Raw genomic sequence first — 12245 nt, forward strand, 5'->3', positions numbered from 1 at the left:
CGGTCAGTGAATGCTCAGTGCGCGTGCGGCTTTCGCACGCCGGGAAGCTAGCCGGCGAGGACCGTCGGAACCAGCGGGAAGCCTGGCAGGTTACGCACCACCGCCCAGGTCACTGCGGTGGCGACGATGACGACCACGAGCGGGATGTTCCACACCGGCCGCTTCAGCCGCCACCGCACAAGGGCCCAGACCAGCAGCGCGGGCAGCCCGACAAGCAGGAAGACATTGTCGACGACGGCCGCGGCCAGATCGCCGTGGAGCAGGTCGTGCATCATGCGCAGACCGCCGCAGCCAGGACAATCGAGGCCGGTCAGGACGTTGAACGGGCAAGCGGGAAAGAAAAAATTGGATCGGTGCGGGTCGGCGAGGCCGACATAGGCCAGCGCGCCCGCCGCCAGGGCGCCCGTTCCCAGCGCGGTGTACAGCCGTCCCCGGCTGGCGACGACGCTAGGTGCCATCGCGTAGCGGACGTCCCTCCGGGTCGCGCACCTTGTCGGTCAGGATGAGCACTGCGTCGACGACGCCCCACACCACCGCCCCGATGCCGCAGGTGACCAGCCCGACGACGAGTTGGGCGATGCCCAATCCGGTGTTGCCCAGGTAGATGCGGCCGATGCCGACGATCCCGATGAGCCCGATCAACTGCAGGAGACCCGCAACCACCTTGGACTTGTCCGAAAGCGGCTCACCGGTCAACGGATGACGACCGAACGGCGCGGCCGGGTCGGTGTAGACGGGCGGGTAGGCGCCAGGCGGCGGGCCGTACTGGCCGGGTTGCGGATACGGCTGCTGTGGCGGCGGAGGCGGGACGGAGTGCTCGTTGCCACCGAACTGGGGCTCAGTCATAGAGCCAGCATGCCAGACGCTGCTCGACCCAGTCAGTAAGGAAAACCCCACCTCCTTTCTTTTCGAGAAGTAGGTTGCAGCGATGCACCGGGAACCCAGGATCGTCATCGTCGGGGCGGGTATCGCGGGTATCGCGACGGCAGTGACCCTGCAGCGAGCCGGTTTTCGTGAGCTGACCATCCTCGAAAAGGGCTCCGATGTCGGAGGCGTATGGCATTGGAACCGTTATCCCGGGCTGGCCTGCGATGTGCCGTCACAGCTGTATCAGTTCTCGTTCGCGCCGAAGCCGGACTGGTCGTCGGTTTTCGCGCCGGGTGCGGAGATTCAGCAGTATCTGCGCGGGGTCATCGACCGGTTCGGTGTGGACCGGTATGTCCGGCTCAACACCGAGGTCGTCTCCGCGGAGTTCACCGGAACCGGCTGGCGGATCGTGAGTTCCGGTGGCGCACAGTGGGAAGCTGACTTCCTGATCGCAGCTACGGGTGTGCTGCATCATCCGTTTACGCCGCCGATCCCCGGACTGGACACGTTCGGCGGGCAGGTGGTGCACACCGCCTGCTGGGATGACAGCATTGAGATGGCCGACCGGCGTATCGGCGTCATCGGCAACGGGTCCACGGGGGTGCAGATCGTTTCGGCGTTGCAGCCGGCGGCCGCCGAGATCACGCATTTCGTGCGTACTCCGCAGTGGGTGGTGTGGGCACCGACGGGTCTGCGACAACCGGGGTGGGTGGGTAGGCTGCTGAGCGCGCGACCGGGTCTGCACCGTCGTGTGTATGACGCGTTGTTGCAGGGGTCGGGGTTTCTGGCCGACGTCACCACCCGACCGAGTTGGCGGCGGAGCCTCGTACAGGCATGTGCGCGGTGGTCGTTGCGTTTTCAAGTGCGCGACGCGCAGTTGCGGCAACGGCTGACACCGAGCTACCAGCCGTTGTGCAAGCGTCAGGTGATCTCGGGCTCCTATTACCGTGCGCTGCGGGCGCACAACGCGCGGCTGGTCACGTCGCCGATCGAGGCGCTCACGCCGACCGGTGTCCGCACGGCTGACGGGGTCGAGATCGGTTTGGATGTACTGGTGCTGGCCACCGGGTTTCATGCGCACAACTACATGCGGCCGATGGATCTGCGTGGGCGTGACGGCGTGTCGATCGACGATGTCTGGGCAAAAGGCCCACGGGCATACCGGATGACGGCGATCCCCGGTTTTCCGAATTTCTTCACGGTGCTTGGACCGAATTCGCCGACGGGTTCGATTTCACTGCAGTACTCCGCCGAGCTCACCGCGCGTTATATCGCTCAGTGGCTCAGCCGGTTTCGCGATGGCGATATCGACACCGTCGAGGTCACCGAAGAAGCAACCACCAAGTTCAACGACGACGTCGCTGCGGCGCTGGGCCCGACGGTCTGGAACACCGGCTGTAATTCGTGGTATCTCACCGACGAAGGCAACGTCGATCTTTGGCCGTATGACCGCAAAACGATGACCGCGATGCTGAGCCGGCCAGACGAGCGAGACTTCCACGTCACCTGCGCTGACTAGGCGTGCGGTGTGGTGGCCCCGCGGGGGTGGGGTTAGTTGTTGGGCGGGGGTTGTGGTGGGGGTTGGTAGGGCTGGTACCACCACCATTGGGCGGTTTCGCCGGTGGGTCCGCGGTAGGGGGCGGTGGTGGGTGGGGGTTGTGTGGGTGGGTGGGCTAGTGATCGGGGGGTCAGGCGGCGCCCGGCGCGGTCGGTGATGATGAGGGTGTGGGCGGGTCCGGTGATGGTGATTCCGCGGCGGTGGTGCAGTCGGTGGTGGTAGGGGCAGACCAACACCAGGTTGTCTAGGTCGGTGGGGCCGCCGTCTTCCCAGTGCACGATGTGGTGGGCGTGCAGGCCGCGGGTGGCCCCGCAGCCGGGTACCACGCAGGTGCGGTCGCGGTGCTCCAGTGCGCGGCGCAGCCGGCGGCTGATGTGGCGGGTGCTGCGTCCAGCGCCGATGGGTTGGCCGTCGCGTTCCCACCACACTTCGGCGGTGGCGTCGCAGAGCAGGTAGCGTCGGTCGGCGTCGCTGAGGATGGGGCCCAGGTGCAGCCCGGCGATGTGGTCGTTGACGTCGAGGTGCACGACCACGGTGGTGTGGGTCCCGTGCGGGCGCCGCGCGGCTTGGGCGTCCCAGCCGGTCTGGATCAGGTGCATGAAGGCGTCGGTGGTGGTGGGCAGCGGCGGCGCGGTCAGCGTCGTGTGGCCCTGGCTGTGGTGGTCGCGTTTCCAGGCGATCATCAATGCTTCGCGCTGTGAGCTCAGTGCGGCCTCGAACTGGGCCGCCTCGATCGGGGGCAGCGTGATCTTCCAGGTGGTGGACCCATCGGTGTTGCTGGACTTGAGCACCGACCCTGTGACCTCGGAATCGCAATCGAAATCCAGCGCCGGCTCAGCCACCGCATCGGGAGCGATCTCGGACTCAACCTGGCCCCCGGACTCAACCTCGCCCCCGGTATCAACCTCGCCCCCGGTATCAACCTCGCCCTCGGACTCAGCCTCGCCCCCGGTATCAACCTCGCCCTCGGCATCAGCCTCGGGGTCAATGTCGGGGTGGGGGTCGGGTTGGGGGCGGGGTTCGAGTTTGATCGCGGTGCGCAGCTGGCTGACGGTGGCGTTTTCGATCAGCTGGGCATAGTGGGCATCTGAGCCCGCGCCGGCGTGCTCGGCGATCACCGCGAACTGATCCAGCGACACCCGTCCTTGGCGCATGCTGTCGGCGCAGATCGGAAACTCCGTGAACCGGTGGGCCGCCGCGGCGATCGCGTGGGCGTTTCGCAGCGAGGCCCCGGTCTTCCAGGCCACCAGCGCCGGGATCGAGCGCGCCCCGGTTGCCCCCCACAACTGGTCGTGATCGATCTCGGCGATGATTTCCACCATCCGGGCATCGATGACGTTGCGTTGACCCATCAACTCGCCCAACTCATCAAACAACCCATCCAACCGCCGCGCAGGCGAGAACTCGACACCCTCAGCAGAAGCGGTCACCGACATGAGGTCATCATCACCACTGACACCGACACCGCCGTCCCCGGGTCTCAGCGGGTCGATTCGGAACAAGAGCACCAATCATCCTGCACCACAAGCTATTTCACACACATGCGCAGGATCGTACGGCCGCATCATCCGCCGACCACCGACAAACCTGTGGACGAATTCGCCGTTGTGGATAACCAAGGTCGATCAGCGGTTGCGGCGTCCTCGCAGCCAGCGACGTAAACGTCCACCAGATGCGGTCGCCGCCTCGGTCGATGAGGGGTCCGACCGATCGGAGTCTTCGTTGACCTCAGCGACGGCTTCCTCGGCGTCTTCAAGACCCTCGACAGCCGCCTCATGGGCTTCCGGGGCCGCGGCTTCCGCCTCGACGGCCTCCTCACCTTCGACCGCACCCACGCCGCCCGAGGGCTCCTCGTCGGCTGACGCTTCGACATCAGCTTCGTCCTCTTCGGACTCGGCAGCCTCGTCGGCGGCCTCGGCGACGTCCTCTTCGGACTCGTCAACCTCGGCAGCGGCTTCCTCGGCGTCTTCGAGACCCTCGACCGCCGCGTCATGGGCTTCAGCCGCTGCGGCTTCCGCCTCGACGGCCTCCTCACCTTCGACCGCACCGACGCCACCCGAGGGCTCTTCGTCGGCTGACGCTTCGTCCTGTTCGGACTCGGCAGCCTCGTCGGCGGCCTCAGCTTCGTCTTCTTTGGACTCGTCAACCTCGGCGACGGCTTCTTCGGCGTCTGCAAGACCCTCGACCGCCGCCTCATGGGCTTCGGGGGCCGCGGCTTCCGCCGCGACGGCCTCCTCACCTTCGACCGCGCCCACGCCGCCCGAGGGCTCTTCGTCGGCTGACGCTTCGACATCAGCTTCGTCCTCTTCGGACTCGGCAGCCTCGTCGGCGTCCTCACCGTCAACCTCGGCGACGGCTTCCTCGGCGTCGTCAAGACCCTCGACAGCCGCGTCATGGGCTTCAGAAGCTGCGGCTTCCGCCTCGACGGGCTCCTCGCCTTCGACCGCACCGATACCGGCCTCGGGCGCGGTCTGGTCACCTTCTGCGCCGCCCGTTTCTTCGGCCAAGGCCTCGGCCGCTTCATCGAGTTCGACGGCGATTTCCTCAGACTCGTCGACACCCGCGTCGGGCGCGGTTTCGTCATCTTCTGCGCCGCCCGTTTCTTCGGCCAAGGCCTCGGCCGCTTCATCGAGTTCGACGGCGATTTCCTCAGACTCGTCGACACCGGCCTCGGGCGCGGTCTCGTCATCGTCTGCGTCCGCCGGTGCCTCTTCGACGTCATCGGCGAGCGGCTCCGATTCACCTTCCGCGGCGAACTCCTCGGCCTCGGCTAGATCGTCGGCCGGCACGCCCGCGACGTCTGCCCCAAGCTCCTCTGCTTCAGCGGCGATCTCGCCCTCATCAGCTTCCTCACCGGCTTCTGCGAACTCCTCGGCCTCGACGATGTCCTCCGACGGCGCGCTGAGGACATCGGCGGTGAGCGCCTCCGCCTCGATCGCCGCCTCGGATTTGCGCTCACCGTCAGCGGCGTCGTCTTCGGCAGCGATCTTCGCCGCGGCCACCACACCCGCCGTCGCGCCCACCGCGGCAAGTTCTTCGGTGATATCCGCACCGGACACCGGCTTGCCCTTGAGCGTGGCGGGATCTTCGCGTCCCTTCGGGGCGACCATGATGTAGACCACCGCGCCGATGAACACGAACGTCGACGTGAACGAGTTGATCCGCACACCATCGATGAGCGTCGCATCGTCGACCCGCAACAGCTCGATCCAGAACCGGCCAAGGCAGTAACCCGCGACATACATCGCGAACAACCGGCCATGCCCGAACTTGAATCTGCGGTCCAGATAGATCAGCGCCACGAAAACCAGCAGATTCCAGAGTAATTCGTACAGGAACGTGGGATGCACGATGTGCAGCACTTCCCCCGTCGACACCCCGTTGAGGTTGTCGATCAGCCCGCTGGAGTCTCGGCGCTCGTAGATCTTCAAACCCCACGGCAGCGTCGTCTCGCCGCCGAACAGCTCCTGGTTGAAGTAGTTGCCGATCCTGCCGATGCCTTGGGCCAGAATGATTCCCGGCGCGATCGCATCACCGAACGCCGGCAGCGGAATCCCGCGGCGGCGGCATCCGATCCACGCCCCGACCGCGCCGAGCGCCACCGCGCCCCAGATTCCCAGGCCGCCGTCCCAGATCCGGATCACCCCGGCCAGACCCGCGCCACCCTCGCCGAAATAGCGCCACCAGTCGGTGATGACGTGGTAGAGCCGGCCGCCGATGAGACCGAACGGCACCGCCCACAGCGCAATGTCGTAGATAACGCCGCGCTCGCCACCCCTGGCCTCCCAGCGCCGGTCGCCGATCATCAGGGCCGCCACGATGCCGAGGATGATGAACAGCGCATAGGCGCGCAGCGGCACCGGGCCGAGATGCCAGACTCCTTGAGCCGGGCTGGGAATGTAGGCCAGGACCGTCGTGGTCACGCGGTGACCCTCTGCCGCACACCGTCGGCCAGTTCAGCGGTCAGCCTTCCCACCGCCTCGACGCTGTCTTCCAGCGCAGACACCAGCGCGGAACCCACGATCACCCCGTCAGCGTAAGCCGCGATCTCCGCTGCCTGCTCGCGTGAGCGCACACCAAGCCCGACCCCGACCGGGATGTCCGACACCGATTTCACCCGCTGGACCAGTTCGGGAGCCGCCACCGACACCGCGTCACGCGCACCGGTCACGCCCATCGTTGATGCGGCGTAGACGAATCCGCGCGACGCCTGCACTGTCATGGCCAGCCGCTCCGGCGTCGACGACGGGGCCACCAAAAAGATCCGGTCGAGATCGTGCGCGTCGGACGCCGCGAACCAATCCTCGGCCTCGTCGGGGATCAGGTCCGGGGTGATGATGCCGAGCCCGCCCGCCGATGCCAGATCACGCGCAAACGCGTCAACGCCCCAGCGCAGGACCAGATTCCAGTACGACATCACCACGGCGCGGCCGCCGGCGTTGCTGATCGCCTCGACCGCGGTGAGCGCATCGCGCACCCGCACCCCACCACGCAACGCCGCATCCGCGGCCGCCGCGATCGTCGGACCGTCCATCCCCGGATCGGAGTACGCGATGCCGACCTCGACGATGTCGCAGCCCGACTCGACCAGCGTCGTCATCGCCGAAACCGACGTCGGCACATCGGGGAAACCCGTCGGCAGGTAGCCGATCAGCGCCGAGCGGTTCTCGGCCCGGCACGTGTCGAACAGCGGTGCAAGTCGGCTCACGACGCACCGTCCAGCAGGCCGAACCACTTCGCCGCCGTCTCGACGTCTTTGTCACCGCGGCCCGACAGGTTCACCAGAATGATGCCGCCGCGCCCGATTTCGCGGGCCAGCTGCAATGCGCCCGCAACCGCGTGCGCCGACTCGATCGCCGGGATGATGCCCTCGGTGCGACACAGCAGCCCGAAAGCATCCATCGCCTCGGTGTCGGTGACCGGCCGGTACTCCGCACGGCCGGTGTCCCGCAGAAAGGCGTGCTCGGGGCCGACGCCCGGATAGTCCAGACCCGCGGAAATCGAATGCGACTCGATGGTCTGGCCGTCCTCGTCCTGCAGCAGATACGAGTAGGACCCCTGGAAGGCGCCCGGTGATCCACCGGTGAAAGTCGCGGCGTGCCTGCCGGTTTCGACACCGTCGCCAGCCGCTTCATAGCCGACCAGTCGCACGTTCGGATCGTCGATGAACGCGTGGAAGATGCCGATCGCGTTGGATCCGCCGCCCACACACGCCGTCACCGCGTCGGGCAACCTGCCCGCCTGGTCCTGAATCTGCACGCGGGCCTCCAGCCCGATCACCCGCTGAAGATCACGCACCATCATCGGAAACGGGTGCGGCCCAGCGGCGGTGCCAAAGCAGTAGTAGGTGTTGTCGGCGTTGGTAACCCAGTCGCGGAACGCTTCGTTGATGGCGTCCTTGAGCGTCTTGGAGCCCGCCTCGACCGAGACCACCTCCGCGCCGAGCAGCCGCATCCGCGCCACGTTCAACGCCTGCCGTGCCGTGTCGACGGCACCCATGTAGATGACGCACTCCAGGCCCAGCAGCGCGCACGCCGTCGCGGTCGCCACCCCGTGCTGGCCCGCACCGGTCTCGGCGATCACCCGCGTCTTGCCCATCTGGCGTGCGAGCAGCGCCTGACCCAGCACGTTGTTGATCTTGTGGGATCCGGTGTGGTTCAGGTCTTCCCGCTTCAGAAAGATCCGTGCGCCCCCGGCGTGCTCGGACAACCGCTCGGCTTCGTACAGCGGTGAGGGCCGCCCGCTGTAGTGCCGCTGCAACCGGTCCAGCTCGTCGAGGAACGTCTGGTCGCCACGGGCCTTCTCGTAGGCGGCGGTGACTTCCTCGATGACGGCCATCAGCGCCTCGGCGACGAACCGCCCGCCGTAGACACCGAAGTGGCCGCGCGCATCCGGGTCGTGGCTGGTGGGTTCGGCCACGCCCGCGCTCGAACGAGGCAGCTCCGGCCCGGTGTGGTCGGCCATGTGTCAGCGCGAGGGTTTAGGGCACGACGGATGCGCGCCTGCGGTGACCAGATCGGCAACGGCGCCGCGGGGGTCGCCGGTGGTGACCAGCCCCTCGCCGACGAGCACCGCGTCAGCGCCTGCACCGGCGTAAGCCAGCAGATCGGCGGGGCCGCGCACACCGGACTCCGCGACGCGGATGACGTCGGTCGGCAACCCCGGTGCGATCCGCGCGAAGCAGTCACGATCGACGTTCAGCGTTTTGAGATCCCTTGCGTTCACGCCGATCACGGTGGCCCCGGCCGACAGCGCACGGTCCGCTTCCTCCTCGGTGTGCACCTCGACCAACGCCGTCATCCCCAGCGACTCGGTGCGCTCCAGCAGCGAATCCAGGACCGGCTGCTCCAGCGCCGCGACGATCAGCAGCAGCATGTCCGCACCGTGTGCGCGCGCCTCGTGGATCTGATAGGGGCGGACGATGAAATCCTTGCGCAACACCGGAATTGACACGGCCGCGCGGACAGCGTCCAGGTCATCGAGTGAACCGTTGAACCGGCGCTGTTCGGTCAGCACGCTGACGATGCGTGCGCCGCCGTCCTCATAGGCGCGGGCCAACGCGGCCGGATCGCCGATCGGCGCCAACTCGCCGCGCGACGGGCTGGCACGTTTCACTTCGGCGATCACGCCGATGCCGGGCGCGCGTAACGCGGCCATCACGTCCAACGGGGGCGGGGTGTCTTTGGCCCGTGCCTTGATCTCGGCCAGCGGTATGGCAGCTTCGCGGGCGGCGACGTCGGCACGGACTCCCTCGATGATCGAGTCGAGCACGGTTGCCGAACTCATGCGTCCGAATCCCTTCCACCAGTGGCGCCAAATGATCTGCATCGAAGGGTACCGGCCGCAACCCACCGTCGATCACCGGCCCTTGGTGTCTGGATCGGTTGGGTCCCGGGTCGGATCCGAGCCCTCGTCAAGGGCGTCCCAGATCATGCGTTCGGACATCGCGGTGCCGGGCGGCTCGGGCGGCGCCGGGGAACGGCGCGCGTAACGCGACACGCCCGAGCGCTCCCCGGCCACCGACCGCATGAGCAGCACCGCGGCGACGAGCGTGACCACCGCGGCCGCCACCGTGACCACCGCGCCCACGTAGTGCCGTTGGCTGCCGATCAGGTCGGCGATGGGCGCTTCGGCGATACGGGATGCGGGCACTGCCACGTCGCGCACCGCCCACAGGCTGATTGCCGGGTAGGCGATCGCCGCGCTGGTGGCCGCCACCAGCACCGCCAGCAAGCGCAGCGGCCAGCCGCGCACCGCCAGCGCAGCGACCGCGGCGGCCACCAGCAGTACGGCAAGGGGCACCACCGCCGTCGACCACTGGGCACCGGACAGCGCCACCGTCTTGGGCTGGCCCAGGCCGTCGAACGAGGTCACCTCGACCCAGGTCATGCGCGACGCACCCCACAACGCGGCCGCGGCCACCAGGAGGGTCACCTGTGCGATGCGGATCATGGTTCGGTCAACGTCTCCGCGGCGGCGATGGCGCTGAGCACCGCACGCGCCTTGTTGGCCGCCTCGGTGTACTCGTAGGGCCCGTTCGAGTCGGCCACGACTCCCCCGCCGGCCTGCACGTAGGCGGTGCCGCCGCGGATCAGCGCGGTGCGGATGGCGATCGCGAAGTCGGCGTTGCCCGCGAAGTCCAGATAGCCCAGCACGCCGCCGTAGAGGCCACGACGGGTCTTTTCGACCTCCTCGATGAGCTCCATCGCGCGGACCTTCGGGGCGCCCGACAGGGTGCCTGCCGGGAAGCACGCCGTCACCGCGTCCAGCGCGGTCTTGCCGTCGGCGAGCAGCCCGGTCACCGTCGACACCAAATGCATGACGTGGCTGTAGCGCTCGATGTGGCTGTAGTCCTCGACGCGCACGGTCCCGGGCTGGCAGACCCGGCCCAGGTCGTTGCGGCCCAGGTCGACGAGCATCAGGTGCTCGGCGCGCTCCTTGTCGTCGGCCAGCAACTCCTTTTCGAGCAGCAGGTCCTCCTCCTCGGTCGCGCCGCGCCAGCGGGTGCCCGCGATCGGGTGGGTGGTGGCGCGCCCGTCCTTGACCGTCACCAACGCCTCCGGGCTGGAGCCGACCACCGAAAAATCCAGCCCGCCATCGGCGTTGGGCACGTTGAGCAGGTACATGTACGGGCTGGGGTTGGACACCCGCAGCATCCGGTACACGTCAAGGGGGTCGGCGTCGGTGTCCATTTCGAAGCGCTGCGACGGCACCACCTGGAACGCTTCGCCGGCTTCGATGTCGCCTACCAGCTTGTCGACGATCTCGGTGTATTCCTCGATCGTGCGCTGGCTGCGGTGCAGCGGTTCGGGCCGGCTGAACGTGGCCACGGTCGAGGGCAGGTGCTCCGACAGCGCGGCGGTCATCACGTCGAGGCGCTTGACGGCGTCGTCGTAGGCCCAGTCGACGCGCTCGTCGGTGCCGTTCCAGTTCACCGCGTTGGCGATCAACGTGATGGTGCCTTCGTGGTGGTCGACGGCGGCGATGTCGGTGGCCAGCAGCAGCAGCATGTCGGGCAGCCCGAGGTCGTCGACCGTCAGCGACGGCAGCTTCTCGAGGCGGCGCACCATGTCGTAGGCGAAAAAGCCGACCAGCCCGCCCGACAGCGGCGGCAGACCGGGCTGGGAGTACCGCCCGCTTGCGGGGGAAGGTTCGGTCTCGAGCAGCTTGAGCGTCTCAGCCAGCGCCGCCAGCGGTTCACCGCCGCTCGGCGCGTCCTGGGGGGTGGTGCCCAGCCACACCGCCTCCCCGCCGCGCACCGTCAGCGCCGAGGGGGCGCCTGCGCCGATGAACGACCAGCGCGACCAGGACCGACCGTTCTCCGCCGACTCGAGCAGGAACGTGCCCGGCCGGTTGGCGGCGAGCTTGCGGTAGGCCGACAGCGGGGTCTCGCTGTCGGCGAGCACCTTGCGCGTCACCGGAACCACCCGGTGCTCGCCGGCCAGCGCCCGGAAGTCCTCGCGCGACGTGGTCACGGCCAGGGTGGTGGTTTGCACCCCTCAATCCTCCCAGACGCACCCCAACGGCGAGGACGACGCCGGTGTCAGCGGGCTGGTCAGCACGACGGGCGACTGGGCCATGAACCGCGGGGTGGCGCCGCGGTGCTTGTCGGCGGCGTGTGCGGTGAACGGGTGCAGCAGGTACATGTCGCCGGGCGCTCCGGTCGCGTACGCGACGTCGCGTCCGGTGCTGACGCGGTCCACCAGCGCGCCCATCTCGGTGAAGTCGACGGGTTCGGGCCCGAGTGCGCGGGCCACGTCGCGGTGCGAGCCGATGCGGATGCGGGTCGGCGCGTCGTGTGGCCCGACGTCGGAGAGCAGGGTGAGCAGCAGCATCGTGTGCGGACGCCCGGTGACCGCCCAGGCCCCGTCCGGTAGCGATGTGTTCGCGTCGATGTGCCAGCCGCGGTCGTCGGCGGCGGGGGCGACCGGAAAGCGCACCGGGATGTTGCCCAGTGTGCCGCGGGGCTGCCATCCGCCGACACCGCAGATGCGATCCAGCGCGGCCGCCAGCGTCGGGCTTTTCAGCAGCTCACCGAACGGGCCCGCGCCGGCCGGGTCGACGGCCCACCGCACCGGCTCCGACCATCCGTTTGGGTCCTGCGGGGACAGCCCGAGTTGACGCCACAGCAGGTCTCGCGCAGCATCGCCGGTCTCGCGCGGCGCCGCCTGCTCGAGTTTGAGGTAGCCGTCGGCGATGAACGCGTTGATATCGATGGTTTCGGGCATCGCTGAACATTCTCTCCTCGAACCGACGCGATGGTCGATCCGATCGCCCCGAAACCAACCAAAGCGTCGGTCTCGGCGACCAGGCGTAGCGT

The 12245-nt window shown here is 68.1% G+C and carries 11 protein-coding genes; 1 reads left to right on the forward strand and 10 read right to left on the reverse strand.

The window, feature by feature from the left end; translation table 11 throughout:
- Positions 1-47: 47 nt before the first annotated feature.
- Together K3U96_RS13705 and K3U96_RS13710 are read right to left on the reverse strand one after the other, a co-directional pair.
- Positions 48-458, reverse strand: coding sequence for a DUF2752 domain-containing protein (locus tag K3U96_RS13705; protein ID WP_220690058.1), 411 nt, complete (start codon positions 456-458; stop codon positions 48-50).
- A complete protein-coding gene (locus tag K3U96_RS13710) occupies positions 448-846 on the reverse strand; it encodes an NINE protein (protein ID WP_069405975.1) in 399 nt (132 codons plus the stop codon). The genes K3U96_RS13705 and K3U96_RS13710 overlap by 11 nt, the downstream gene beginning before the upstream one ends.
- Positions 847-928: 82 nt before the next feature.
- On the opposite strand from K3U96_RS13710, the gene K3U96_RS13715 reads away from it, so the two are divergent.
- On the forward strand, positions 929-2386 hold the full coding sequence (locus K3U96_RS13715) for a flavin-containing monooxygenase (RefSeq protein WP_220690059.1): 1458 nt from the start codon (positions 929-931) through the stop codon (positions 2384-2386).
- 32 nt (positions 2387-2418) lie between these two features.
- Here K3U96_RS13715 and K3U96_RS13720 read toward each other — a convergent pair whose 3' ends face one another.
- The 8 genes from K3U96_RS13720 to K3U96_RS13755 all read right to left on the reverse strand — a co-directional run bounded on the left by K3U96_RS13720 (position 2419) and on the right by K3U96_RS13755 (position 12153).
- Positions 2419-3861 (reverse strand): HNH endonuclease signature motif containing protein, encoded by a 1443-nt coding sequence (locus K3U96_RS13720; RefSeq protein ID WP_220690060.1) that lies wholly within the window; start codon positions 3859-3861, stop codon positions 2419-2421.
- 189 nt (positions 3862-4050) lie between these two features.
- On the reverse strand, positions 4051-6348 hold the full coding sequence (lgt, locus tag K3U96_RS13725) for a prolipoprotein diacylglyceryl transferase (RefSeq protein ID WP_220690061.1): 2298 nt from the start codon (positions 6346-6348) through the stop codon (positions 4051-4053).
- Entirely contained in the window at positions 6345-7133 is a 789-nt protein-coding gene (gene trpA, locus K3U96_RS13730; RefSeq protein ID WP_069405978.1) for a tryptophan synthase subunit alpha, read from the reverse strand. Before trpA ends, lgt begins: the two co-directional genes overlap by 4 nt.
- Positions 7130-8389 carry a tryptophan synthase subunit beta gene (gene trpB, locus K3U96_RS13735; RefSeq protein ID WP_220690062.1) on the reverse strand — a complete coding sequence of 420 codons (1260 nt, stop codon included), beginning with the start codon at positions 8387-8389 and terminating at the stop codon, positions 7130-7132. Before trpB ends, trpA begins: the two co-directional genes overlap by 4 nt.
- Positions 8390-8392: 3 nt before the next feature.
- Complete coding sequence (gene trpC, locus K3U96_RS13740) at positions 8393-9211, reverse strand: indole-3-glycerol phosphate synthase TrpC (protein WP_220690063.1); 819 nt, start codon at positions 9209-9211, stop codon at positions 8393-8395.
- A gap of 72 nt (positions 9212-9283) precedes the next feature.
- The gene (locus tag K3U96_RS13745) at positions 9284-9877 is read right to left on the reverse strand and encodes a TIGR02234 family membrane protein (RefSeq protein ID WP_220690064.1); all 594 of its coding nucleotides are present in this window, start codon (positions 9875-9877) and stop codon (positions 9284-9286) included.
- Complete coding sequence (locus tag K3U96_RS13750) at positions 9874-11421, reverse strand: anthranilate synthase component I (RefSeq protein WP_220690065.1); 1548 nt, start codon at positions 11419-11421, stop codon at positions 9874-9876. The genes K3U96_RS13745 and K3U96_RS13750 overlap by 4 nt, the downstream gene beginning before the upstream one ends.
- Before the next feature lie 3 nt (positions 11422-11424).
- Complete coding sequence (locus tag K3U96_RS13755) at positions 11425-12153, reverse strand: phytanoyl-CoA dioxygenase family protein (protein WP_220690066.1); 729 nt, start codon at positions 12151-12153, stop codon at positions 11425-11427.
- Positions 12154-12245 lie beyond the last annotated feature (92 nt).

It is taken from the genome of Mycolicibacterium holsaticum DSM 44478 = JCM 12374 (genome assembly GCF_019645835.1).
Taxonomy (GTDB): Bacteria; Actinomycetota; Actinomycetes; order Mycobacteriales; family Mycobacteriaceae; genus Mycobacterium; species Mycobacterium holsaticum.

Coding starts and splice junctions, on each gene's coding strand:
- trpB (WP_220690062.1), bottom strand. CDS start 8,389: ATGGCCGACCACACCGGGCCGGAGCTGCCTCGTTCGAGCGCGGGCGTG.
- trpC (WP_220690063.1), bottom strand. CDS start 9,211: ATGAGTTCGGCAACCGTGCTCGACTCGATCATCGAGGGAGTCCGTGCC.
- K3U96_RS13755 (WP_220690066.1), bottom strand. CDS start 12,153: ATGCCCGAAACCATCGATATCAACGCGTTCATCGCCGACGGCTACCTC.
- K3U96_RS13720 (WP_220690060.1), bottom strand. CDS start 3,861: ATGTCGGTGACCGCTTCTGCTGAGGGTGTCGAGTTCTCGCCTGCGCGG.
- K3U96_RS13710 (WP_069405975.1), bottom strand. CDS start 846: ATGACTGAGCCCCAGTTCGGTGGCAACGAGCACTCCGTCCCGCCTCCG.
- K3U96_RS13715 (WP_220690059.1), top strand. CDS start 929: ATGCACCGGGAACCCAGGATCGTCATCGTCGGGGCGGGTATCGCGGGT.
- K3U96_RS13745 (WP_220690064.1), bottom strand. CDS start 9,877: ATGATCCGCATCGCACAGGTGACCCTCCTGGTGGCCGCGGCCGCGTTG.
- K3U96_RS13705 (WP_220690058.1), bottom strand. CDS start 458: ATGGCACCTAGCGTCGTCGCCAGCCGGGGACGGCTGTACACCGCGCTG.